At 45.3% G+C, this 25099-nt stretch carries 18 protein-coding genes; 6 read left to right on the top strand and 12 right to left on the bottom strand.

Translation table 11 applies throughout. The features are described from left to right. Nucleotides 1-128 precede the first annotated feature (128 nt). From GZN30_RS15090 to GZN30_RS15075, 4 genes are all read left to right on the top strand, one after another. Entirely contained in the window at nt 129-2603 is a 2475-nt protein-coding gene (locus GZN30_RS15090) for a TonB-dependent receptor plug domain-containing protein (protein WP_075648283.1), read from the top strand. A gap of 63 nt (nt 2604-2666) precedes the next feature. Next, on the top strand, nt 2667-4349 hold the full coding sequence (locus GZN30_RS15085; RefSeq protein ID WP_075648285.1) for an ABC transporter ATP-binding protein/permease: 1683 nt from the start codon (nt 2667-2669) through the stop codon (nt 4347-4349). Nucleotides 4350-4353: 4 nt separating this feature from the next. Beyond that, on the top strand, nt 4354-7185 hold the full coding sequence (locus GZN30_RS15080; protein WP_075648287.1) for a M16 family metallopeptidase: 2832 nt from the start codon (nt 4354-4356) through the stop codon (nt 7183-7185). A 144-nt stretch (nt 7186-7329) separates the two neighbouring features. Further along, nucleotides 7330-8661, top strand: a complete 1332-nt coding sequence (locus GZN30_RS15075; protein ID WP_075649976.1) for an IS4 family transposase — start codon at nt 7330-7332, stop codon at nt 8659-8661. Nucleotides 8662-8707: 46 nt separating this feature from the next. Here GZN30_RS15075 and GZN30_RS15070 read toward each other — a convergent pair whose 3' ends face one another. The 5 genes from GZN30_RS15070 to GZN30_RS15050 all read right to left on the bottom strand — a co-directional run bounded on the left by GZN30_RS15070 (nt 8708) and on the right by GZN30_RS15050 (nt 14845). Continuing rightward, a complete protein-coding gene (locus tag GZN30_RS15070) occupies nt 8708-10342 on the bottom strand; it encodes an FGGY-family carbohydrate kinase (RefSeq protein ID WP_075650246.1) in 1635 nt (544 codons plus the stop codon). 11 nt (nt 10343-10353) lie between these two features. Further along, entirely contained in the window at nt 10354-11313 is a 960-nt protein-coding gene (locus GZN30_RS15065; RefSeq protein ID WP_075650244.1) for an ABC transporter permease, read from the bottom strand. Continuing rightward, nucleotides 11313-12311, bottom strand: a complete 999-nt coding sequence (locus GZN30_RS15060; RefSeq protein ID WP_075650242.1) for an ABC transporter permease — start codon at nt 12309-12311, stop codon at nt 11313-11315. Before GZN30_RS15060 ends, GZN30_RS15065 begins: the two co-directional genes overlap by 1 nt. After that, nucleotides 12304-13797 (bottom strand): sugar ABC transporter ATP-binding protein, encoded by a 1494-nt coding sequence (locus tag GZN30_RS15055; RefSeq protein ID WP_075650240.1) that lies wholly within the window; start codon nt 13795-13797, stop codon nt 12304-12306. Before GZN30_RS15055 ends, GZN30_RS15060 begins: the two co-directional genes overlap by 8 nt. A 73-nt stretch (nt 13798-13870) precedes the next feature. Next, nucleotides 13871-14845 carry an autoinducer 2 ABC transporter substrate-binding protein gene (locus tag GZN30_RS15050; protein ID WP_075650238.1) on the bottom strand — a complete coding sequence of 325 codons (975 nt, stop codon included), beginning with the start codon at nt 14843-14845 and terminating at the stop codon, nt 13871-13873. A 608-nt stretch (nt 14846-15453) separates the two neighbouring features. Between GZN30_RS15050 and GZN30_RS15045 the strand changes: the two genes are divergently transcribed. Further along, nucleotides 15454-16812 (top strand): ferredoxin reductase family protein, encoded by a 1359-nt coding sequence (locus tag GZN30_RS15045; protein WP_075650236.1) that lies wholly within the window; start codon nt 15454-15456, stop codon nt 16810-16812. 81 nt (nt 16813-16893) lie between these two features. Here the strand turns inward: GZN30_RS15045 and GZN30_RS15040 are convergent, their stop codons facing one another. From GZN30_RS15040 to GZN30_RS15025, 4 genes are all read right to left on the bottom strand, one after another. Continuing rightward, nucleotides 16894-17880, bottom strand: coding sequence for a cytochrome-c peroxidase (locus tag GZN30_RS15040; RefSeq protein WP_075650234.1), 987 nt, complete (start codon nt 17878-17880; stop codon nt 16894-16896). A 361-nt stretch (nt 17881-18241) separates the two neighbouring features. Next, nucleotides 18242-18781 (bottom strand): GNAT family N-acetyltransferase, encoded by a 540-nt coding sequence (locus GZN30_RS15035; protein ID WP_075650232.1) that lies wholly within the window; start codon nt 18779-18781, stop codon nt 18242-18244. A 26-nt stretch (nt 18782-18807) separates the two neighbouring features. After that, nucleotides 18808-19971: a methyltransferase domain-containing protein gene (locus GZN30_RS15030; RefSeq protein WP_075650230.1), complete on the bottom strand. Its 1164-nt coding sequence runs from the start codon at nt 19969-19971 to the stop codon at nt 18808-18810. Nucleotides 19972-20120: 149 nt separating this feature from the next. Further along, a complete protein-coding gene (locus GZN30_RS15025; RefSeq protein WP_075650228.1) occupies nt 20121-21140 on the bottom strand; it encodes a zinc-binding alcohol dehydrogenase family protein in 1020 nt (339 codons plus the stop codon). Between the two features lie 137 nt (nt 21141-21277). Here GZN30_RS15025 and GZN30_RS15020 point away from each other — a divergent pair, with 137 nt between their 5' ends. Further along, on the top strand, nt 21278-22186 hold the full coding sequence (locus GZN30_RS15020; protein WP_075650226.1) for a GntR family transcriptional regulator: 909 nt from the start codon (nt 21278-21280) through the stop codon (nt 22184-22186). 30 nt (nt 22187-22216) lie between these two features. Here GZN30_RS15020 and GZN30_RS15015 read toward each other — a convergent pair whose 3' ends face one another. The 3 genes from GZN30_RS15015 to GZN30_RS15005 are packed head-to-tail and all read right to left on the bottom strand — an operon-like array spanning nt 22217 to nt 25099. Next, nucleotides 22217-22846, bottom strand: a complete 630-nt coding sequence (locus GZN30_RS15015; RefSeq protein WP_075650224.1) for a bifunctional 4-hydroxy-2-oxoglutarate aldolase/2-dehydro-3-deoxy-phosphogluconate aldolase — start codon at nt 22844-22846, stop codon at nt 22217-22219. Next, nucleotides 22843-23802, bottom strand: coding sequence for a sugar kinase (locus GZN30_RS15010; RefSeq protein ID WP_075650222.1), 960 nt, complete (start codon nt 23800-23802; stop codon nt 22843-22845). Before GZN30_RS15010 ends, GZN30_RS15015 begins: the two co-directional genes overlap by 4 nt. Nucleotides 23803-23812: 10 nt before the next feature. Continuing rightward, on the bottom strand, nt 23813-25099 hold the full coding sequence (locus tag GZN30_RS15005; protein ID WP_075650220.1) for a TRAP transporter large permease: 1287 nt from the start codon (nt 25097-25099) through the stop codon (nt 23813-23815).

Here is a 25099-nt window from a genome sequence, read left to right as displayed (position 1 = left end):
TAAATATTAATGATAACAATTGCTATTTAGATTTGCATTATGATATTGTGCCGCCGAATAGGACATCAGCCTATTTATCATAACAAATACAGAATTTTAAAAACAATTTAACAATACGGACAGAATGAATGAAACCCGCAGCCGCTCTCTTATTTGGGCTATTTTCCGCGTCTAGCGTCTTTGCTAATGACGACATTCCTCAGCAAGAAATTATCGTCAAAGATAAAGTTGAGGCACCATTAACCAGTAAACAAACTCTTAATGCTGAAGATATTAATAAGAGACCGACTGGCGATGGAAATATCACCGACTTATTGAAAACAAATCCAGCGGTTCAATTCTCAAATAGTGGGAATAATAGTCTGAATCAAGGTGAAATTAAGCCATCTGATATTTCGATTCACGGCTCTACCGCTTATCAAAACTCATTCACATTAGATGGGATGAGCATCAATAATGATATCGATCCTGCTGACAATGGTTTAGGTGTCACTAACTCAAACCTCTCCTCTGACGAACAAGGCTTTTATCTTGATAGCCGCTTAATTGAGAGCGTGACGGTTTATGATGCCAACGTGCCGGTTGAGTTTGGTGGCTTTACTGGTGGTGTGGTTGAAACCAAAAGCCGCAGTTGGCAAGGTGAGAGCTCAGCCAATGTTTATTATCGACAAACCGACTCTTCTTGGAACAAAACTATCGTCGATGACAAACTGAACTTTGACTCTAGTGGCAACGATATTAGCAACCCTGCGCGTTTCCAGCCGGACTACAAAAAACGCAGCTACGGTGTTTCTGTAGAAACCGGGATCACCGATGATCTCGGCTTTGTCGCTTCTGTCTCTCGTCGAGAATCCTCAATTCCGATGGCAAATGCCGGCGGTCGTAGCGTGGTACTCGAAAACAATAAACTCAGCGGCTTCGAATACCAAGACAGCATCAAAGATCAGACCCGCGTTTCGGACAACATTTTCACTAAATTTACTTGGTACGCAACGCCTCGAACCACAGCAAACCTTAGTGTCGCACTTTCTCAGTACGAGTCTGAACTCTTTATGAATGGTGTCGCTAACTCAGACTACACCGAAGAGCACAATGGTCTTGCTACCACACTGCAAGTCGAACACATGTTAGATGCCGGTGTACTGGACGTATCCCTTGGTTATCAAGCCATGGAAGATGTTCGCGATAGCGAACAAGACTACTTTGTGCAATTAGAGGACTTCTCAGATTGGCAAAACCCCGTAACTTACGCCTCTGGCGGACCGGGCGATCTGCGCACAGAACAAAACAATACCAGCCTTAAAGGCAAAATGACCTTTAACCCTAAACGTCTCGGTGATACTACACATCAATTTGTGGTAGGTGGTGAAACGACCCGTACTACGGCGAAATACATCCGTGATGAGACCTACTTTAGAAATGGTTACCGTGGCACTTGGGATACAATGGAATGGCTCAACTATTCCGATCAAGTCGATGCCTTCTTCGCTGGCACCTACACCACCAATTACACTAATAGCGCCATTTTCGCCGAAGATACTATCGAAATTCACAACTTTACCCTGCGTACAGGTTTACGTTTTGAACGCGATGACTTTGTAAAAAACAACAACCTGGCACCACGTGTTACTGCCAGTTGGGATGTGTTAGGTGATGGTGACACAGTATTCACTGCCGGTGCTAACCGTTACTACGGTCGTTCAATGTTGACCTACGCGCTTTATGAAGGTCAAAACGCAGGGCTTAAGCACTGTTACATGATGTGTAACCCAAATAGTGAGCATCAAGATAGCTGGACCACCACGTCAGACTATGAAGGTATGTCTGATCTGAAAACGCCGTACAACGACGAGCTCTCTCTTGGCGTGCAACAAATGTGGCGCAACAGCATTTGGGCCCTAAATTACGTACACCGCTTAGGGAAAGATGAAGTTCGCAGCCGACCGAAATACCCAGGTACCAATGATCCAAATGAAGCACGCATTCGCACCTTCGATAACGGCGGTGAAACAACGCATGACTCGGTTTCTCTAACCGTACGTAACCGTCTTCCGGTTGTGATTGAAAGTGTTCGTAACCAACTGAGTGCATCACTTGTGTGGCAACAAACCCAAAGCAACACTCCTAGCGATATGGGTTACGCATTCTTCGATCCAAATACCAACCTTGATTACGACAAAGTGTGGTACGACGGAAAAATCATTAATGCGGCTGACCTGCCAAGTACTGACTTTAACTCGCCGCTTCGCGCCAATGTTGAGTGGATTGCAGAACTGCCTCAGTACGGCACCACCATCTACAACTTGTGGCAATGGCAACAAGGTCGCGCGCAAGCAACACGCCACGAGAACGACTACGCCGTCGATCCGTCGACAGGTAAACAAGTTCTTAAGTATCAACGTGTCGATTTTGAAGACACTTTCCGCTGGGACGTCAAAGCCGAATGGAAACCAAGTTTTGCTTATGGCGCAGCTATCTCAGCTGAAATCACCAACTTGCTAAACAACGAAAACGCCACTGATTCATTCGTCCATCAAGGCGAAGTCTACCGCGTTTACGAAGCAGGTCGTCAATTCTGGCTACAAGCAAGTTACGACTACTAATCTTTTTTCTTTGACTTGGGCAGACCACCTCGTCTGCCCTTTGATCGTAAAGCAATAATAATCATGAATTTTCTCTCTCATTACTGGCAGCTAGTAAAACCATTTTGGCTCTCCAAAGAGCGTTTACCGTCGCTAGGCTTACTGTTAGTCATCATTAGCATGACCTTTGGTTCCGTGTGGCTTAGCGTCCAATTTAACCAATGGAATGGCGATTTCTACAACGCATTACAACAGCTTGATGGTTCAAGCATCTATCGCTTACTTGGTCAGTTCGCTCTGCTTATTAGTTCACTGATTTTAGTGCAGGTTTACAGCAGCTATTTGCAGAAAAAACTGCTTATTGACTGGCGCACTTGGATGACCAAGCAACTGACTGAGCAGTGGTTATCCGATCAACATCATCATTACCACATCAAGTTGGCACAAACGGAGCCGGACAACCCGGATCAACGTATTGCTGAAGATATCTATCTACTGATCGATCTGTCGCTCGATCTACTGCTGTCATTCTTACGTTCGGTGCTCACACTCGGCTCATTTATCACCATCTTGTGGAATCTATCCGGTGAGATGAGTTTTAACTTGGCAGGACAAGAGTGGCATATCCCAGGCTACATGGTGTGGATGTGTATCGCTTATACCCTAGTGGGAACCGCTATTACGCATTGGATTGGCAAGCCACTACAAAGACTGAACTTCAATCAACAAAAACGCGAAGCGGATTTTCGTGCAGCACTGATCGAGCGTCGTGAGAACAGTGAAATGATCGGCGCACAAAATGGCGAAGCAATCGAACGCCAAACACTCGGGAATACATTCACCTTTGTCGCGCAAAATTGGTACAAGTTAATGATAAAAGAGCGCAACTTGGGCTTTTTTACCGTGGGTTACGCGCAAGTATCTAGCCTCGCACCTATCTTTTTTGCCCTTCCGCAATTCCTCTCCGGTGCCATTCAGCTAGGTGGACTGATGCAAATTAAAATGGCGTTTATGCAAGTTTCTGGCTCATTGAGTTGGTTTATCTACTCATATCGTGACTTAGCCAAACTAAGTGCCACGGTAGAGCGTTTAACCGTATTTCAGCAAAAACTGAACGACGTCACCCTGCCACAACAAGCAAGAAAGCCGATTGCGCCCAATTCGCTCAGTGCGACGTTACGCGTACAAATTGATCGCGACCACTCACTGCTAACAGTGAACAACCTCATCGTTAAGCAAGGTCAACTTGTGATGCTAAAAGGTCGATCTGGGTTAGGTAAATCCAGTCTGCTGCGAACATTAAGTGGTTTTTGGACCAACTATATCGGTGAATATCAACGTGACGAATCGATTTGGATTCCGCAAAAGATCTACCTCTCAACTACCAGCCTCAAAGCCCTGTTGTGTTACCCACAAGAGCAGACGCTGTTTGATGACAACATCTGTACCCAAGCCCTTAATCAAGTTGGGTTAGGCTCGCTGAGCAGCTCGCTAGACGAAGTAGCCCCTTGGGCTAATCAATTGTCGGGAGGTGAACAGCAACGCCTAATGTTTGCTCGTCTACTTATGAATAAACCACAACTGATCATGCTTGATGAGACTACCTCATCTCTCGATCAGCATGCGGCTAAACAAATGATTACCACCTTAAAACAAGCCTTACCCAACAGCGCCATTCTGATGGTTACCCACCAGCCAGAGCTATGGAGTATGGCGGATTCCTTAATTGATTTAGATAACTCTCAACCTGTTGCACTAGGAGCATAACACTATGATTAAACCGACCTTAATTTCACTCGCCCTTGCAGTGGCTCTTGGTTTAACAGGCTGCCAAACCACGACTATCAACCCACCTAATCTCGCACAGAGCGAACAATATCAGCCGCTGCCGGTACGCGAAGATATCTTCCAGTATTGGCTCGATAACGATATGCAAGTGATCCTACAACCGAGGAAAACACCAGGCGTAGAAATGCGTCTTGCGGTTCATTCAGGCTCATTGCAGGAGGAAGAGCAACAGCGCGGCTTGGCACACTTTGTCGAGCATATGGCATTTAAAGGCACAACCAATTTCCCTGATAGTCAAAGCTTTAAAGCTCTTGAAGCCCAAGGCATCAACCTTGGCTCACACGTAAATGCCGTCACCAGTTACAACAGCACTATCTATAAACTATCGCTACCAAACTCGGCTCGCCAGACGACTGATTTAGGGTTACGCATCCTCTCAGATTGGGCTAGTGAAATCAGTTTTGACCCACAAGCTTTCGATCGCGAACGTGAAGTTATTGTCGAAGAATGGCGTCTGCGCCAAGGTGTCGGCTCTCGCATTAATGACCAACTTGAGGCGCTACGCTACGAAGGTAGCCGCCTTGCCGAGCGTAACGCGATTGGTACTATCGACGTGATCCGCACTGCGCCTGTCGAAGAAGCCATTGCGTATTACCAAAAGTGGTATCAACCACAGCGTATGACGCTGGTTATCAGTGGCTCCTTTGATAATGCGGCGGTAAGAAGCCAAATCGAAGCCTTATTTGCCAGCAAAGAAAAAGGCAGCACGCCAAGCGACCCTATCGCATGGCAACAATTTGAATCGCAACCTGAGCTGCAAGTCGCCACAGTATTTGACCCAGAAAACAGCCGCCGTTTTATGCAGTTGTTATTGCAAAATGATATCGATACGCCGCTGAACACGGTCGAAGGTCAATGGCAGGAGACGCTCGATTCGTTGTGGCTTGCCATTCTTAATCAGCGACTGGCTATTTTGGTTGCCAATGGCAAGTTAAAAGCCGCAATGGTCGCGCCGCAGAGCCATCTACTCAGTACTGAACGAGTTCAGTATTTGGTCATCGCTCACCCATTTAAACACGGTTATGACAACGCTTTCCAACAGCTTACTACTGAGTTGCAACGCCTCGCGAGCCAACCTGTCAGTGAGACTGAACTGGCGTTTGCGAAACAGCAAATGCTAAATAAAGTCGCGCAACAAGCGAAACATCGTGCTGGTTACTCCAACCAATACCTCGCCGACCAATTGGTGCAAGCCGATAGCTATCAATTGCCAATGATGGATAAAGAGCAGCAATTACAGTTAACAGAAGCCTTTTTGGACTCTTTGACTGCGCACGACATTCAGCAACATGTGGCGAAGGTATTAAACAACACCTCACCAAAACTGGCGCTAATCGGTCCTGATAGTGACCAAGCCAAAGTCGATATCCGTCAATTACCACAGCAGTGGCAAACCATTCGTGCAAGCCAACCTGAGCCGTTTAATCTGACCAAACCGGAAATCGACTTGAAGGTGACACCGCAAGCAGCAGGTGACATTGTGGCTAAAAACTCACAGGTCAACTTTGGTGAAACACCAGTTTATGAGTACCAACTAAGCAATGGTATGAAAGTAGTGGTAGTAAGTAAGTCCGATCTTAAAGGTGGCACGCAAATCAATCTGCGCATTCCAGGAGGTCGCTCACTTGAGGCAGCCAATCAACTGGGCATCGTTGACTGGGCAGGGAAACTCGCAGAGCAATGCGGTTACGGTGACTATACGCCTCACCAACTGACTCAATGGAGTAAGCAACATCAAGTAAGCGTGGCACCTTACAGCGAGTTGCTATTCCATGGTTTCAGCGTTTCTAGTGAAACCGAGCAATTGGATGATGCACTGGCGTTGCTTCACTTGAAACTGACTCAAGCCAATAGCTGTGAGGATAAACTCGCCGACATGAAACAATCGACGCTGCAAAACCTATCAAAAGTGCCTGCCGAACGTATTTTTATGGATCAAATCAGCCTACAAGCGTTCGATAATGGTCAGCGTTTAGTGGCAACCGTGGACGGTGATTGGCATCAGTTTACTGCCCAGGAACTGACGCAATGGCGTGAAAAACTGTATGGCGACCCAGCACAGATGATCACCACCATCGTCACCAATGCAAAGCCAGAAGCGATTGAGCCAAGTATCAAACGTTGGTTGGCATCTCTAGCAGCGAATCCGCAGCCAGAGCTCAAGCCAATTGATCGAGGCATCGAGCCAAAATCTGTCACCGAAGAGTACACCTACGCGATTGGTAGCAGTAATAAAGCCATGGTACAGATCCAATACAGCGCGGATCATCCGTGGTCTTTACAGCAGCAAATGCAGTTGCAACTACTCGAGCAAATCACCAATAACCGCCTGCGTGAAACGGTGCGAGTCAAAGCGTCCGGTGTGTACGTGATTAACATGTCACAAATGCTTGCCCGTGACCCAGCCCCGTACTATCTGGCACGCCTCAACTTTACCACAGCTCCTAACCGAGCCCATGAACTAGCAAAACTTGCCAGCCGTGTCGTTGAGGATATTCAACACAATGGCATCACTCAGGCAGAGTTAGATCAGGCGAAAAAAGCTTGGGCAGTTAACCAAGCCCAACAAGAGGAATACACGGACTACTGGCTAGCCGCTTTCAGCCAAGACAGCTTCTCAGCGCAGCCTTACCAGGCGGTTACGCACAGTGTCACTATGATCAATAACGCCACGGTCGAGAATGTTAACCAGTTAGCCAAGCAGCTAATGAACCAAAATCAGAAAACGTTCTATTTGCTGCCACGTCAGAAATAATCGCGCGGTCCGATTTAACCCGAACAATAAAAAAGAGGTCTCATCATGAGTAATGCCGATCAGTTAAGAAATTTGTGAGATCATTTGACCGATCCTCAAAAGGCTTCAAAATCCGATATTAGGAAACTAATATCGGATTTTTTTATGTCTTTAGAAAGCCAACTTGCCAATACTTTTCGGTCATGTAATACCTTCCACCACTTTGATAAATACTCTGACATTCTTAGTCCAGAGCTTATCCAGCAAGGTTTTGAGCAAGCTGGTGTAGCAACCGTTAGAAGAAGACGGTTACCTTTAGAAGCCGTACTTTGGTCCGTTGTTGGAATGAGTCTCTTTCGTCAACAATCTGTTTGGGATATTGCTAACCAACTCGATATTGTCTTGCCAGACAAACAACGTTTTGTTGCACCAAGTGCAGTTGTTCAAGCGAGACAGAGATTAGGCGAAGAAGGTGTAAAGCAAGTCTTTAAGAAGATGGCTGCGCATAGCTATCAGTCGTCTAACTTCGAAACTTGGTGTGGACTAAACCTTCTATCTGTCGATGGTGTCGTTTGGAGAACGACAGATACACCCGAAAATCATCAAGAGTTTAAAGCGCAGCGCAATCAATCATCTGAGAATATTTACCCTAAGGTCCGCATGGTTTGCTTGATGGAGCTTACAAGTCATCAGCTAATCGATAGTGCATTCTCTGACTATCGCACCAGCGAAATGCGGCTCGCAGAAGAGCTTATTGAACAAACGCCAGATCAATCACTGACCATTTTTGACAAAGGATATTACTCTTTAGGGCTGCTTAATCGCTGGAACAAAGTAGGTCAAGAAAGGCATTGGATGCTCCCTGTGAGAAAAGACTTTCAGTATGAAGTTGTCCATAAATACAGTCAGAGTGATGCTATCGTTGCTATAAAAACATCACCTCAGGCAAGGAAGAAGTTCAGTGACCTGCCTGAGATAATAGAAGCAAGGTTGGTATCGAAAGCCATTAAAGGTAAGGAGTATCAGGTTCTTACCTCAATGCGTGATGGGTTGCGCTTTCCCGGAGAAGACATTGTAGAGCTCTATCGCTATCGTTGGGAAATCGAATTAGGCTATAGAGAAATGAAGCAAACCTTGCTTGATAGTGAGTATACATTGCGAAGTAAGCGCCCAGATATGGTTAGACAGGAGCTCTGGGGGATTTTGCTAGCCTATAACCTTATAAGGCAGGTTATGACAAAAGCGGCGAGCAAGTTAGATAGCGTTTGGCCGAACCAATTAAGCTTTACGAGTAGTGCCATGGCTGTGACTCAATACTTTGCAGCTTTACCTTTAACGAGTCCAGGGAAACTCCCTAAACACTATGAAGTGCTACTACAGCAAATATCCATGTTTATCCTACCCCCCCGAAGAGAAGATAGAAGTTATCCTCGTTGGGTGAAACTGAAACCCAAGAAATATGCGACAAATAGAAAAAATGCCAGTCAGCTTAACTGACTGGCATTACTCATCATGAGACCTCTTAATCAATACCAACCTACAATTAGAATTCGCTCATCAAAGCTTTATATTCCGCGTCATCTTGATACATTTTGTGGAAAATTTGATATTTCGCATCGTAAAAATGCTTAATTCTTTCTGTTTGTGGCATCACACTCTTGCTGATACGGCTCATGGCATTCATCGCATCAGGAATATCACTGTAGAAACCTGCAGCAACAGAACCCAGCATCGCCGAACCAAGTAGCACCGCTTCACTCTCTTCAGGTAGCAAAATCATACATCCAGTTGCGTTCGCATGTTCCTGCAAAAAGACGGTATTTTTCGTGCCTCCACCGCACGCCATGATAGTGTCTATCTCATAGCCAGCATCATTCATAACTTCGATAATATGACGTGTACCAAGTGCGATTCCTTGAATGGTCGCGAGGTATTGCAGTGCCATGTCATCTAAGGTTTTTGACATTTTTAGCCCGGTTATCGTCCCGGTCAAATGAGCATTGGCGCGAGGAGAACGGTTACCGTGAAAATACGGCAATACATGGATATCCTTAGTCAAAAACGCAATATCTTCCTTACTGCCAGCTAATGCCAGTAAGCGATCATTCAATAACTGATAGACCGTTTGCCCTAGTTTACTTGCCTGCTCTTTGGCACTTTCGTATAAAGGATGAGAAGTAATAATATGATCGATAAGCGCACCCGTCGCGGACTGCCCGCCTTCATTCAACCAATAACCTGGAATCATCGCACTGTAATAGGCACCCCAAACACCATCGATAAAACGAGCTGTTTTTGCTGCTGCCATATGACAAGAAGAAGTGCCTCCTATCAATGCTAAGCGGGTATTGAAATCCGCTTTTTCACCGGTCATGCCTGCGGCGCCTAGCACTCCAATACCACCAGCATGCGCATCAATAATTGAAGTCCCTACTGCCGTACCTGGCATTAAGCCAAGATCATCCGCAGCATGCACCGTTAAGCCATCTCCCACAGGTTGCCCCATCGGCAGAATACGTTCACCTATGGTTTTGGCATTATTCTCTAACAGATCTTCCAAGCCAATCAGCTCAAAGAAACTCTTATCCCATTTACTTTCGTGTCCAAGGTAAGTCCATTTACATACTGTTGAACAAAGTGAACGGCTATCATCAAAAGTCGCTTTCCAGGTTAGAAAGTCTGGCAAATCGAAAAAGTATCCAGCTTTTGACCAGGTATTCGGCATATTTTGTTTTAACCACAACAGCTTAGGCGTTTGCATTTCTGGTGAGATACGATTACCTACATACGCCAATACCGGATGTTCGGTATGGTTAATACGATCGGCTTGCGCTATCGCTCGGTGATCCATCCACATAACGATATTCTGCTCACTACGCCCCGTTGGGCTGACAGTTAAAGGTTGACCATTTTTGTCCAAAACAACCAACGAACAAGTGGCATCAAAACCGATACCTTTGACCTGAATAGGATCAATATTCGCTTGAGACACTGCATCTTTAACCGCTAGACATACACTTTGCCAAATATTGTCAGAAGACTGCTCAACAAAATCAGCTTGAGGTTTAAACATCAAGGTATCACGTTTAGCTTCACCCACTTTTCGACCATGAGCATCAAAGACCCCAGCTCGTGCGCTGCCACTGCCAACATCAACGCCGATAAAATAAATACTCATAAACTACCCCGTTAAGCCTTATTTTTTTGTAAGAAGATAAATAGGATCAAGATGCCGCCCCACAGCGCCATAGTGAGATAGCTGCTCACTCCCAGCAAATTAAGACCACTTTCCAATGTTTGCAGCACAATCAGTGCTAAACCAATACCAATAATGCGTCCAAATCCACCATCTGGGTTAATGCCTCCCAGTACGGATGCCAAGATAGCAATCAGCAAGTAGGATTCACCATATCCTGCTTTCGCTGAGTTAAATTTTGCCATCATGACGATGGCAGCCACCCAACACAACATTGAGGATAGGATGTAGACATACAGCGTCGCTTTTTGTGTATTAATGCCTGAGAAGCGTGTCGCTTTCTCATTTGAGCCCATTAGATAGATGGTGCGCCCCAAACTTGTGTGTTCAAGCAATGCCCATAAGCCAATCGCAAACGCCACAAATAAGATTAGCGGCATCGGGATACCCATTAGCACGCCATTACCTAGTATCAGTAATGCCTCTGGGAAACCAGAGATCACGCTACCGCCTGAAATCAGCACATTTAGACCATTAATCAGTGTCATCATCCCGAGCGTAGCAAGAATAGGTGACACCCCAACATACGCTATTAACGCACCATTAAGCAGCCCGATTACAACCGCTGTAGCCAAGCCACCAGCCAATGCCATCACTAACATCATTGAACTATCCGGGGCTTGAGTAATGATACTTGCCATCACTAAACCACAAGCATTGGTCGTCGCGATGATGGAAAGGTTGATCCCCCCCGTCAACATACAAACCGCCATAGCCAGTGCAAGCAAGCCTAACAATGGCATTTGCGATGACATTGACTGTAAGTTATCTAGGGAAAAGAACGCCTGACCACTTGAAAAACCCATCACTAATAAAATGCCGACGAGAATCACTAACAAGTAACGAATATTCTTATCTGTTGGCAATTTCAAACTATTGAGTACTTGTTCCATTATGCCCCCTGCGCCGCTTGTTTCTTTTCATTAATCGCGGTCATACTAATACTGCAAACAATAATCAAACCTGTCACAACGGTATGCCAGTAAGACGGAACCCCCAGCAGAGTCAGACCATTTTTGACCACCGCAAGCAAAATGACACCCAGCACAACACCAAACAGAGTGCCTTTACCTCCAGTCATGCTAGTGCCACCAAGTACGACAGCAGCCAATACCGTTAACTCAAAACCCATAAGCGAGTTAGGTGCAACTGATTGAGTAATTTGGGTTTGCACCACAGAAGCAATACCGGCTAAAGCCCCCATATAGCCATAGACGAATAAGTTAATACCAAACAAATTAATCCCGATACGGCTAGCCGCATCTGCGTTACCGCCAACCGCGTAGATCTGGCGACCCAAACGAGTTTTTGACATCAAAAATGACGTTAACGCAATCATCGCAACCAAGGTAATAATTGGAAGAGATAAGCCATAATCGTAGCCATCACTACCGGTAAACGTGAATAACTCAATGCCGTACATAAACCAGTCAGGGAAACCGTACAGCCACTCGCCATTGCTGAAGTAAATCAGCAAGCCAAAGAACAGGTTTAGCGTTGAGATGGTAATGATGATCGCGGGCACTTTGAGTTTGTAAACTAATGTCGCGTTAATCATGCCAAGCAACACACCTACTACCGTAGCAATCGCGAAAGCAATCATAAAGTTACCGCCTATCGTTAAGATGTAGGTAGCGGTGACATATTGTGCGATTGCCGCCGTCGCTGGAAAGGAGATATCAATACCACCAGCAATCAATACGACGAAAAGACCACATGCCATAATGCCCAAAATTGCTGAGCTGACGGACATGTCGAAAATATTGCCTAGGGTCAAAAAGTCTTCCGAAGTGATCCCCAACACTCCAACGATCGACACAATCATTAGCGCAAGGTAAAACTCATGTCGTTTGGTAAATGAGGACAATGAGCAGCTAACAGCATTAAGCATTGACCGCCTCCATAATTTCTTGTTCTGAAGAGTGAGTAGGCTGGAAGTCATGAGTAAAACGCCCTTCTTTCATTACAATCACACGATGACTGTTATAAAACACTTCTGGAATTTCATCGCTAACCATAATGATTGCCATGCCTTGTGAAGCGAGATCTTTTGCAATGTTATATATGGCTTCTTTATTCGCCACATCCACGCCAACAGTCGGTGAGTCTAAAATTAATACTTCTGGCTCAGCAGCAATCCATTTAGCGATTGAAATACGCTGTGCATTACCACCGGAGAGACTGGTAACTGGCAATTTAGGATCCGCGACTTTAATCGACAACGATGAAATTAACGTGGAAACCAATTTATTCGCTTTGAGGTGGTCTAAAAAGCCCGACGTTTTACGTAAACGTGGTAGAACGGAAGCAGTGATATTGTCCTGAATGGCTTGTTCCATAACCAACCCTGTCGACATCCGATCTTCCGATACATAGCCAATACCGTGAGCAATGGCATCACGATTTGAATCAAATGACACCACTTGCTGGTTAATTAAAATCTCACCACTATCTGGTCGAGTCATACCGAATAATGCCATGCATAACTCTGTTCGACCGGCACCAAGTAAACCGGTAATAGAGACAATCTCTCCTTTGCGGACTGAGAAAGAAATATCGCTAAATTGCCCTTGTTTGGTGAGATTTTTAACCTCTAGCTTTACCTCACCTTGTTGTTGGTATGCTGGTAATGGTGTAAATTCAAAACGCTGACCTGTCATTAAAAATGCCAACTCATCGCTGTCAACCTCATCCGCTTGGTAGGTCCCAACAGTGCGACCATCACGAATAACAGTAATACGATCAGAAATCTCCATTACCTCATCGAGTTTATGGCTAACAAACACGACTGTAACGCCTTTCGATTTTAGATCCTCAACCACTTTAATTAGGTGATTCACTTCTGTTCGGGTAAGCGAAGCTGTCGGTTCATCCATAATCATCAGCTTGGCATCAGAAGCCATTGCACGGCAGATAGCCACTAGCTGACATTCAGCAATAGAAAGCTGTTCTACACGCTTTTGCAGTGGCAGCTTTACCCCTACTTTTGCCATTGCCTGAATAGCAATGTCTTGAATTCGTTTCTGTTGGACTAACCCTTTAGCCCAAGCAACATGGTCTTGAATCGCAATATTTTCCGCTACCGTCAAGTTAGGAAAAAGCGACAGATCTTGATAGATAACCTGAATACCATGCTCAATTGATTGTTGTGGGTTTAAGCGTTGATAAGTTTTGCCACCCAGTACGATTTCTGCCCCCTTCTCAGGAGCATGAACGCCCGAGATCACTTTAAACAAAGTGCTCTTACCGCAGCCATTTTTTCCTGCCAAACAGTGTACTTCGCCTTGATTAAAAGTGAGGTTAATACCATCTAGCGCTTTGACAGATCCAAAGTGTTTTGAAACCTGTTTGAGGGTAATAAAAGGAGTACCAGACATGTGAGTTTCCAGAAGTCAGGGGGCGGCGTTGCACCGCCCCATTGGTGTTACTTAAATTGCGTAGGATCTTTAGTTAAAAGCCTAACGCTCTAGCATTGGTTTTATCTACTTCTAGGATCTTATTGAATTTGATGACACGTTTTTCAGTATCAATATCCGCATCACCTAGACCAGCCACCTTCACACCTTGTGAAACATCTTTGCCTTCTAACATCTGCTTCGCTACCGCTACCATAGCGTAGCCAGCATCTGCTGGGTTCCATAGGAAGCCTTTGTCAATCTCACCACGCATTAGATATGGAGCCGCTTGGCTTGGCATCATGATACCTACCACGCTGATCTTATCCTTGGCACGTTTTTTCTTAATCGCTTCACCGGCGCCGATACCGCCTAATGAACCATAAGAAACAATACCCGCCATATCTGAGTGTGCTTTCATTAGATCATTTGTCGCTGCATACGATTGGTCGATACTTTCAGCAACAGGCATACGACTCGTCACTTCATACATCTCTGGGTAAGCTTGCTTCTGATAGTCAATGGCTAAGTTAGCCCAGTTATTATGCAGTGGCACCGTTAGTGAGCCGACATATACGGCATATCCACCTTTTTCACCCATATTTTTCGCTAACTCATCCATGGTCGCTTTGGCATAAGCCTGATTGTCGATTGTCTCAATATCCCAATCTGCACCATGACCATCCGGTGACTCATGAGTCAGTACAATAATGCCTTTCTCACGAGCCTTCTTAAATACTGGCTCAAGAACCGTTACATCATTTGGTACTACTGTAATCGCATCAACACCTTTCGCGATTAAGTCTTCTATAATTTTAACTTGTTGCGCTGGATCTGGTGTAGAAGGACCAAGCTGACGTGCATTTACGCCAAAGTCCGTCGCCGCTTGCTCAATACCTTTATTCATTTGGTTAAACCATGGAATACCAGATACTTTTACTACGTTGACGATCTCGTAATCTTTGGCATGTACGCCAGCAGCACTCAGTGCAAGCGTTAAAGCAGCAGCTTTCAGTAAGACCTTTTTCATCTTCATCAATCCTTTTAGTTATGTGTAGGGGTAAGGTGAATCGATGAAGAAATGGTAAGGCTCCAAGCAACAAGTTATTGCTCAGGCAAGCAGATTTTGTGACATAAGCACGTTAATGATAATTTACATAACAAACATTGTTAATACATAGTTAACTTGCAAGAAGTACGTAATTTAACGATCAGACATCGAGTGACAAATACCCATAAAATCAACAAATCAAGATCAATTTATTTACATTTAAATATGCCATTTTGGCATGCAATCGTTTAGCTGGCTGAATCAGCACTTAAATCGCGTCTTGAATTAAGAATAATCAGATTTTGATCACTTTTTACGTGCTATAAACCCGCAGAGCTGCAGCTATCACGCCTTTTAAAAGCGTGGTTAAGTATTGAGTTCAAGCCACCGTGTTGTTTATTTTGTTACTAACTTACAATTAACCGGTGTTTTTAGCACTGGTTTATGATTTTACCTCCCTGTCAGCCCTATCCAGTGGCAAATAGAAGATAAGTCACACGCCTATCGGGACTTTACACAGCTTTACGCTCTTTGACCGCAGCATACATTCCAAGCAGTAAAGTACAGGCTCACTAGGAGCCAAGACCATGAAAAAACTCTATCTCACCGTTGTCACACTCGTCGCAACTTGTACGCTAATTTGGCTACAAGCTGAGCCAAATCTATTTAGTTATGACCAATTTATGCAGTGGCGCAGTGCCCTCATTCAAGGTACTGGTATTGTCTCTCTGTTACTGTTAACCCTGACGATGTTATTGGCGCTGCGTTTGCCAATTATCGACCGCCTCACAGCCGGATTAGATAAGTCATACCGCTTGCACAAATGGGTCGCCATTTATGGCGTGCTCCTCGGTGCGGTGCATTGGCTGCTGGCTATCGTGCCGAAAAAACTGGTCCAATATGGTTTGCTAGAGCGTGGCAGTCAGTCTCGACCACAACTCGATGCTGAATCATTCCAAGCCATGGTGATGAACTTACGTGGCGGCGCTGAATCAATTGGCGAAATGGCGCTGTATGCTTTTATTGCGCTGACTCTGATTGCCCTATTTGCACCCATTCAGTACAAGCGCTTTAAGCTAACACATAAGGCAATGGCGGTGGCGTTTGTGGTGATCGCTTATCACTCCGTCGTGTTATTAAAGCCTGCCTATTGGAGTAGCTTAATCACTCCAATCGTGCTGTTACTGGCGGTGGTTGGTATTAGCTGCGCAGTCTGGAGTCTACTTGGCAAAGTCGGCAAAAAACGCCGCTATCAAGGTAACGTTGAAGCACTAAATTTAGATGCGGCAAATCAAACCCAGATATTACGCCTAAATGTACCTAACTGGTGTGGGCACAACGCGGGGCAGTTTGCCTTCCTAAAAGTAAAAGGCGAAGAAGCGCATCCGTTTACCATTAGCTCAACCAATGACAAACCCTATATCGAGTTCACCATTAAGGCGCTGGGTGATTTCACCGGCAACCTCAGCCAATACGTTGCCGTCGGTGACGATATTGAAGTTGAAGGTCCTTATGGTCACTTTGAGTTTAATGATGACAAGCAGCAAGTGTGGATAGCTGGCGGCATTGGCATTGCTGCGTTTAAAGCGCGCTTGCAACAACTCGCGATCAATCATGCTGAGCAAAATGATGTTGAGTACCGTGAAAGAAAGCCAGTGCATTTATATTATTGCACTCAAGCGCCGTCACCTGAGTTGGTGACAGAATTGGAGCACCTCGCTAAACAAGCCAAAGTGCATTTTCATCTTATCGACAATCGCACTATGCGTTTTTTGACCATAGATAAAATCAAAAACCAGCTTTTCAGCGGCACTTCAGGCTCACTTGATAACCTGAGTTTTTGGTTCTGCGGTCCAACTGGGTTTAGCCAAGCTCTTAAGCAGCAGTTAAAACAACAACGCTTTGACCTGAACGGTTTTCATAGTGAGCTGTTTAACTTCCGTTAATCTTTCCAGTAAACAGATACAAAAAAGGAGCTCTATTGAGCTCCTTTCACTAGCGATCTTTAATTCATTAGCTAGGTTAAATTAGATGTTTGGACGTACCGTTTCGTTACTTGAAGGCGGTAAGTGCGGCAACGTCACTTGTGGTAAGTCGCCAGTCAGTGAACGTAGGAATTCAGCAATTTTCACCGCTTCTTGCTCATTAACACCCATACCTAGTTGAATATCCGCCATCAACATAATCGCCTCTTCCAAATCCCACACGGAACCATCGTGGAAGTAGGGATAGGTCAATTCGATATTGCGCAGCGTCGGGACTTTAAAGACAAACTTATCAAAGTCGTTACCCGTGATCGCTTTACGCCCAATATCTGGGTTATCCGTTGCAAATGGTTTAACTAGCCCCATCTTTTGGTACATCTGCCCACCCGCCAATGGACCAGCGTGACACGTCGTACAGCCTTTGGCTTTAAACAGATCGTAGCCTTCTTTTTGCACTTGCGTCAGCGCCATGTCATCGCCTTTTAACCACTGGTCAAACGGTGCGTTTGGTGTACGCAAAGTCTTCTCAAAAATCGCGATGGCATCTGTGACTTCTTCAATCGTGATTTCATTCACGCCATAGGCTTGTTTAAACATCTCGCGATATTGGGGAATTGACTGCAACGTCTCAATCGCCAACTCATGAGTGAGCGCCATTTCTAATGGGTTAGCAATAGGACCTGCCGCTTGCTCTTTGAGATCTTTGGCTCGACCATTCCAAAACTGGACGAAGTTAAGATCCGAGTTAAACACGGTTGGTGAGTTAATGGGTCCGATTGCCCATTTATGCCCAATCGACGTTGGCAAGTTATCAACACCGCCACGCGCTAAGTTATGGCAGGAGTTACAAGAGATAGTATTGGATGCCGATAAACGTGGCTCAAACCATAGGGTTTTACCCAGCTCGACTTTTTGTGCATCTAAGCCCGTAATGGGTTCGATGACTTTGATTGGCTCTTGATCTTGTCGCTCAGCATAAGCGCCAAACGATAAAACCGACATTACACAGACTGCTAAGATTGTTTTCATTGAGACTTCCTCTCTCAGAGATCTAACAAACCTCACTAAGGTGGCGTTTTTCTTACTGAAACGCTCTGGAAATCAAAATAGAGCAATCGTTTAAACGGATAAAATGTAAAAAATCGATGAAGATTATGGCAATAATCGATGTTAAAACTGCTCAATCTTTAAATACCTTATTATCTCTAGCTTACAAATGTATCAGTTACTTTTTGTTTACAATTTTATCGATTTTCTTACCGCACACTTCCTTGATTTACATCAATTTGCAATTTAGCGAAATATCAAAAATAAAGGCGAGAGTTTCTCCTCGCCTTGCAATATTAATCAGCCGTAAGCGCAGCTCAATCAGAGCTGCGCCCAACGCCATTTACCAGTATTTTTGTTCGTTGAGAGCTGGCGCACATAGTGTTTCGCTATCAATCACGACTAAGTCGCTGCCATCAAGCTTCTGACCTAGCCAGCCGTGCGGGTAGCTAAGCACCAATGGCGCTTTCACTTGCTCTTCCGTGATCTGAGCAAAACCTACTTTAGAGTAGAAGCTAGGGTCACCATAAGTCACGACGAGCTCAACACCTTGAGCCTTCAACGTTTCTAAACCAAACGTAATCAGCTTCTGACCAATACCTTTGCCTTGAGCCGACGTTGCCACTGCAGCAGGAGAAAGTAAGTAAGCATTGATGCTATTGGACTTAAAGTGGAACTTGGTGAAAATCACACAGCCCACTAGCGTGTCGTTCTCGCTTGCGCCGACAATCACCATCTCATCACTATTGGTGGTCACCACAAGTTGATTGGCAAGTTCACCAATAACCGCGCCTTCATCTGCACCCTCTGAGTCACTGAACGTTGCTTGGAATAAGTCTTTAATTTCGTCTTGTTGAGTTAAATCTAAAATCGAGTAATTCATTGTTTTCGTCTCTATGCAAAAGCGGCTTAGGCTTTCGTTAAAATAAATATTTGATAGTCAAATTGGTCATTGCGCTTCGAGTAAGCATGCAACTCACGTTCAATATCTTTAATCGCTTGTGAGTCTGGCATCTCCGCTTTCAATGCTGCGACTTGGTTGGCAAGTGGTTGGTAGTAACCGTCCCACGCCTCGTCACTAATTGCAAAGCTATCAACCAGTTTATAGCCAGCGGCTTTAGCTTGCGCGATACGCGTTGCAGCATTGGTCATATCTGGGTATTCACTCCCCCAGAAAGCTTGGCTAACCTCACTCGGCTCATCGGTCACCCATACCAAATCACTGAGCACTAAAACCCCACCATCTTTGAGTAAAGGTCGCCACTGCTTAAAAGCGTTGTTCACCCCCATGATGTAGGCGCTACCCTCAGACCAAATTAGATCGAATGACTGCTCGGCATAAGGCAAGTCCGTCATGCTGGCACATTCAAACTTGACTTTGTTCGCGTCTGCGGCAAATTGGGTTTGCAAGGCGCTAATCGCCTCTTGATCGTTATCTATTGCGGTAATATGTGCATCGCAATGCTGCGCCAACAACTTAGTCGCAATCCCCAAACCACAACCAATTTCCAACACAGTGCTAAAGCTTGCTGGTACTTTAGCTAATGCTTTTAAGGTATCCACTTCTGAGCCCGGACCGCGCCTTTCTAGTGGGTCGAAAATGCGATAAAAGTCAGCCATATAGGCTTCATGTGTGTTCATATCTTTGGATAACCATCGTAAGCGCTGCGCATCTGTTTCACTAAACCCCTGCTTGATTAGCCAATCTATGTGAGCATCTGGCGCAACTTTATCTAACATTTCATGCCAATCAGTCAGCGGCTTTTCACCAAGTAACGCCGCCAACAAATCGCGAGACTGCTGCTTTTGCGCAATCTCTTGATCAAGCTGATTGAGCCTTTCAAGTAATAACTGACGTTCAACTTTTGCTTCAAGGCAGGCTTTGCACTCTTTGAGTGTCAGCCCCCCACTTTGCAGCTGTTGAATTAGGCGCAAACGCTGCAAATCCATCTCACTGTAGGTGCGATAGCCATTGCTCATCCGCTTACCTTGAATCAGCCCCAACTTTTCGTAGTAGAGCAGTGTTGTGCGAGATAAGCCGACCAGTTCACCAAGTTCAGAAATTCGATACATCAGATAAAGCCTTAAAAACTAGGTTTGTGTTTGTGCTTGTCAGTATAGGTGCATCCTAAACTGTAGAGCAGTAGACAGGTCAATCAATATTTAAAAAAAGCCCCAGAAAAATATTCTGGGGCAATAAAACGCGATGGCTTGCTGCAATGCTAGTTAAATTCTATCAAGCCTTTTAGTAGCTCTTTATTATTCACTACGGCTTCTTCATAGTCATGACCAAGGGTGTCAAAATCAAAAGTATGGGTGAGCATCATGCTGGCACTCAATAAACCTTTTTCCATCAATTGTTGGACTTTACTAAAATCTTCCATCGTCGCGTTACGGCTGCCCATCAATGTCGTCTCTTTCTTATGGAAATCAGGATCGCTTATCTCCAAATTGCCTTTAAACAGACCGACAAACACTATCTTACCGCCATGACGAATGTGGTTCACCGCGCCGTTCATCGCATGAGGGTTTCCAGTAGCATCGATCACGGTTTGAGCGAGCGAGCCGTTAAAGGCTTGTGTCAATACTTGATGAAAGTCTTCATCCAGAGGATTAAGCGTTGGAAGACCTAGCTCTTGTTCTGCATGTAAGCGACGTTCAGCTTGCGTATCGGCAACAATCACATTTGCCCCATCCGCTTTGGCAATCGCAGCCGCACCTAAGCCAATGGGTCCAGCCCCAACCACCAGTACTGCCTCATCTTCTTTAATATCAGCACGACGCACAGAGTGAGCACTGATAGCAAATGGCTCAATCAATGCCGCTGTCGCACTGTCCACGCCATTTACTTTTAGTACATTGGTTTGTGGGACGGCTAAATACTCACAAAAGCCACCGTCTTGATGCACGCCAATCACAGAGATGTTTTCGCAGCAGTTGGTTTTGCCACTTTTACAAGACGCACATTCAAAACACGCCACGTACGGAATCAACGCCACTTTGTCGCCAACCACAAAATCTTGGTCAACATCACGACCAAGCTCGCACACCGTACCACAGAGCTCGTGACCTAGAATGCGTGGGTAGCTAAAGAAGGGTTGATTACCCGTGTATGCATGAATATCCGTTCCACAAATCCCAACCGCATTCACTTTTATTAGCAACTCATCGGTTCTCACGGCTGGCTTCTCTTGCTCAACGTAATTTAATTGATACGGCTTTTCACAAATCAATGACTTCATCTGTTTATCTCTCGAAGTTGGAAACTTTCCTCAATTGTATTGCCGCTGTTTTTTATTTAATTAAATCCCAAGATAGTTGAGCTGCGCATCAATCTTTGCTGTTTTTTAATGGTATTTTATATATCCGGAGGAACCCTATGGCGAGAAATAAGAACCTACGTGAAACGACAACCAATCAGCTTCTAGATGCGATAAAACTTGGTCATGTTGAATCACCATTACCATCACAATCAGCACTGTCCGAGCTATTCAGTGTCAGTCGCACTACCATGCGCCATGTGATGAATGACCTACTTGAAAAGGGTGTGTTGCAGCAACAAGGTGAAATTTGGCAAGTAAGCCGCTCGCCAACCGAAAATGATGGTTACGTCACCCCATTATCAGAAAACGATATTCAAAGCGCAGAGTTTGAGTCCTTCTTTAACGATGCGATTAAAAACAAACACATCAAACCGGGGCAGGAATTTACCGAGCTGGAGCTGTCCAAGCAATCAAAATGCTCCACCACCGTCGTACGTGAACACCTGATCCGCTTCTCTCGATTTAGTTTAATTGAGAATATTAACCGCGGTCGTTGGCGTATGGTGCGCTTTGAGAAAAGCTATGCCGCCAGTCTGTTTGAACTGCGCGAAATGCTCGAGTGTCATGCACTCAACCGCTTTATGAACCTGCCACGCAGTGACGAACGCTGGCAACAAGCGCAATACCTGCTGCATGAACACCGTGCTTTACGCGATGCTATGGTGAATGACTATCAGCAGTTTTCTGAGCTTGATCATCGCTTTCACCGCCTGATTTTATCAGCGTCTAACAACCCATTTATGGATCAGTTCTACGACATTATTTCGGTGATCTTCCACTTCCATTATCAGTGGGACAATAGTGATTTACGTAAACGTAACATGGTCGCGATTGAAGAGCACATGGCCGTGCTGAGTAATATCATAAGTGGCGATGATATTGGCGCGATGGGCGAATTACGCCATCACCTCCAAACCGCAAAACGCACCATGGAAAATAGCCTTATAATGGAAAAGCCAGCGTAATGCTGGCTCTAATTCAAAGCAGGAATTGGACTATTGATTGACTAACTCAACGGCTTCTCGCGTTAGCTCGCCAATCTTCTCCCACTCGCCATTGTTAATTAAGGCTTTGTCTACCATCCAAGAGCCGCCACAACAAATCACGCGAGGAATTGCCAGATAATCGCGAATGTTGCTTAGATTAATCCCTCCTGTTGGCATGAGCTGAACATGACCATAAGGCGCGAGGAGAGATTTAACCATCGCAATACCACCAGAAGCTTCAGCAGGGAAAAACTTCAACGTGGTCAGTCCCATCTCTAATGCCGCTTCCAGAGTCGTTGGGTTATTAATCCCCGGCACGATGGGAATGTCTAATTCCTGACACGCTCGAACTGTATTGGGATTGAAGCCTGGGCTGACAATAAAGCTTGCGCCAGCCTCTTTCGCCGCAATCACCTGCTCGCGATTAAGGACAGTACCAGCGCCGATGACCATATCGGGTTGAGCTTGCTTAAGCAGGCGAATTGCTCCAACCGCCGCGTCTGAACGAAAAGTAATTTCCGCCACTGGCAAACCGTTTTCAGCCAGTACTTTGCCAAGCAGCAAAATATCTTCGGCTTTATCAACCGCGATCACTGGAATCACTTTAAATTCGGCTAATTGGGCAGTGATTGTGCTCATTTTAACTCCTTAATTTGTGCTTTAATTGGCGTCGTGACATCCAAATCGATAATCGCGCCTGAGTGCTGAATAACATGACTCGCGAGGAGATTGCCCGCCTGACAACAAGTCGACAACGGTTTACCACTCACGTATTGCGCGAGAAATGCGCCATTAAATGAATCGCCCGCCGAGGTAGTATCAACCACTTGTTCAACCGAATTTGCAGGGATCGATTGAGGCTCGAATTGCGTTTGAAAATCTTGGCTTAAACACCCTTGTGCGCCCAATTTGACGACAACTTTATTCACCCCTAGTTGTTTAAGACGAAGCAACGTATCGTCTGGGGTTCCGTCTTGCCAAACCATCGCTTCATCATCGAAAGTCACCAACGCAATATCAGTAATCGCCAAGAGCTGCTGATAAGCATGACGAGCTAAGGTCGTATCCTGCCATAACGCTGGGCGGTGATTACTATCAAAAACGATTTCCACGCCGTTCGCTTTACACACCACTAGCAAAGTAAGCAACACTTGGCGATCTTGTTCAGGGAGAATCGCAAGGCTAATCCCACTCAGAAAAATAAGCTTAACGTCAGCCATTTGTGCGGCAATACGGTTCCAACCTGAGTGCTGAAACATATGTTTTGCCGCAGATTGGTTACGCCAATATTGAAAGCTACGCTCACCTTCACTATCAACATGGATCATATACAACCCTGTCGAATGCACATTGTCTCGTAACACCCAGTCAGTATTGATTCTCTCGTCTTGCCAACGCTCAATCATTCCATCGCTAAGCGCGTCATCACCTAACGCCGAGACGTAACACGTTTGAACCTGCTCGTCGCTCATACGCGCAAGATAAATTGCGGCATTGAGCGTATCGCCACCAAAACTCTGCTTCATCACGCCAAATGGTGTTCCGCTCAACTCAATCATGCACTCACCAATAATGGCGATTTTATTGCTTTTCATGCTTTCCACCTTAGCCAAACACCATATTCGGCAAACCAATTGAAATCACTGGGATATAGGTGATCAGCAATAAGGCGACAATTAACAGTAACCAAAATGGCAGGATCTCTTTGACAAACTCTTCGATGGCAACTTTCGTGATGGAACACGTAGTAAACATCACTGTCCCCAACGGTGGCGTGATGGTGCCTATCGCACTATTGAAGATAAAGATGATGCCAAAATGAACCGGATCGATACCGTATGATTGGGCAACGGGAGCAAGCAGCGGCGCCAGTACAATCATCACGGCATTGCCTTCTAAGAACATACCAATGATCAGCAGGAACAAGTTCACCAGCAGTAAAAACATCAATGGACTATCCACTGAACTGGTTAGCCATGTCGCGAGTTCTTGTGGCACTCGTTCCCAAGTAAGGAATTTTGAAAAGCCTACAGCGACACAAATGATCAGCAACACGTTTGCCGCAGCAAGGACCGACTCTTTGGTCGCGCTCCACAGTAATTTACTGTTCATTTGCTTGTAAACAAACATACCAAGGATCAAGGCATAAAGGACGGCTGCAGCCCCCGCCTCTGTTGGCGTGAATACACCTAAACGAATACCACCAATGATGATAACTGGCAGTAATAACGCCAAAAAGGCATCTTTCGCTGAAACAGCGATCTCTCCGATAGAAGCTCTTTTTTCACGAATTGGCGCGTAATTACGTTTTTTAGCAATAACCGATACTAAGCCCATCATCATAAAACAAAGCATCGCTCCAGGGACTACCCCAGCAAGAAACAGCTTACCAATGGAGACGTTATTCACGTAACCATAGATAATCAATGCGATACCCGGTGGAATTATCGGTGTTATCAACGATGATGCTGCTGTGACAGCTGAAGAAAATGAGGCGCTGTAACCGCGGGCAACCATCTGTGGCACAAGTAATTTTGAACTCATAGCCGCATCGGCAATATTAGAGCCTGACAAGCCGCCCATTAAGGTACTTAGCACCACGTTAACCTGCGCTAAGCCGCCACTCATATGACCGGTTAACACCTCAGAGAATTTCAGTAGACGCTGGCTGATCCCAGAGTGGTTCATAAACACCCCCGCCATAACAAAAAATGGGATCGCAAGCAGGGTGACCGACTCTAAACCACCCGCTAAACGTTGTACCAACATCATCATTGGCAGGTGATCATTAATTAGGAAGTAAGATAAAGTTGCAATGAAGATACAGAATGCAACCGGAATCCCCAGCGTAAACAGCACAAGCAGTGCAGAAATAGGCAAAATTACAGACAT

Source organism: Vibrio ponticus, from assembly GCF_009938225.1.
Taxonomy (GTDB): domain Bacteria; phylum Pseudomonadota; class Gammaproteobacteria; order Enterobacterales; family Vibrionaceae; genus Vibrio; species Vibrio ponticus.
This window is presented reverse-complemented; position numbering and strand designations above follow the sequence as displayed.

Bases quoted from the DNA above. Each gene is read 5' to 3' on its own strand.
- GZN30_RS15045 (WP_075650236.1), top strand. From the start codon at position 15,454: ATGAAAAAACTCTATCTCACCGTTGTCACACTCGTCGCAACTTGTACG.
- GZN30_RS15060 (WP_075650242.1), bottom strand. From the start codon at position 12,311: ATGCTTAATGCTGTTAGCTGCTCATTGTCCTCATTTACCAAACGACAT.
- GZN30_RS15030 (WP_075650230.1), bottom strand. From the start codon at position 19,971: ATGTATCGAATTTCTGAACTTGGTGAACTGGTCGGCTTATCTCGCACA.
- GZN30_RS15010 (WP_075650222.1), bottom strand. From the start codon at position 23,802: ATGAAAAGCAATAAAATCGCCATTATTGGTGAGTGCATGATTGAGTTG.
- GZN30_RS15040 (WP_075650234.1), bottom strand. From the start codon at position 17,880: ATGAAAACAATCTTAGCAGTCTGTGTAATGTCGGTTTTATCGTTTGGC.
- GZN30_RS15055 (WP_075650240.1), bottom strand. From the start codon at position 13,797: ATGTCTGGTACTCCTTTTATTACCCTCAAACAGGTTTCAAAACACTTT.
- GZN30_RS15090 (WP_075648283.1), top strand. From the start codon at position 129: ATGAAACCCGCAGCCGCTCTCTTATTTGGGCTATTTTCCGCGTCTAGC.
- GZN30_RS15070 (WP_075650246.1), bottom strand. From the start codon at position 10,342: ATGAGTATTTATTTTATCGGCGTTGATGTTGGCAGTGGCAGCGCACGA.
- GZN30_RS15005 (WP_075650220.1), bottom strand. From the start codon at position 25,099: ATGTCTGTAATTTTGCCTATTTCTGCACTGCTTGTGCTGTTTACGCTG.
- GZN30_RS15015 (WP_075650224.1), bottom strand. From the start codon at position 22,846: ATGAGCACAATCACTGCCCAATTAGCCGAATTTAAAGTGATTCCAGTG.
- GZN30_RS15025 (WP_075650228.1), bottom strand. From the start codon at position 21,140: ATGAAGTCATTGATTTGTGAAAAGCCGTATCAATTAAATTACGTTGAG.
- GZN30_RS15035 (WP_075650232.1), bottom strand. From the start codon at position 18,781: ATGAATTACTCGATTTTAGATTTAACTCAACAAGACGAAATTAAAGAC.
- GZN30_RS15080 (WP_075648287.1), top strand. From the start codon at position 4,354: ATGATTAAACCGACCTTAATTTCACTCGCCCTTGCAGTGGCTCTTGGT.
- GZN30_RS15065 (WP_075650244.1), bottom strand. From the start codon at position 11,313: ATGGAACAAGTACTCAATAGTTTGAAATTGCCAACAGATAAGAATATT.
- GZN30_RS15085 (WP_075648285.1), top strand. From the start codon at position 2,667: ATGAATTTTCTCTCTCATTACTGGCAGCTAGTAAAACCATTTTGGCTC.
- GZN30_RS15050 (WP_075650238.1), bottom strand. From the start codon at position 14,845: ATGAAAAAGGTCTTACTGAAAGCTGCTGCTTTAACGCTTGCACTGAGT.
- GZN30_RS15020 (WP_075650226.1), top strand. From the start codon at position 21,278: ATGGCGAGAAATAAGAACCTACGTGAAACGACAACCAATCAGCTTCTA.
- GZN30_RS15075 (WP_075649976.1), top strand. From the start codon at position 7,330: ATGTCTTTAGAAAGCCAACTTGCCAATACTTTTCGGTCATGTAATACC.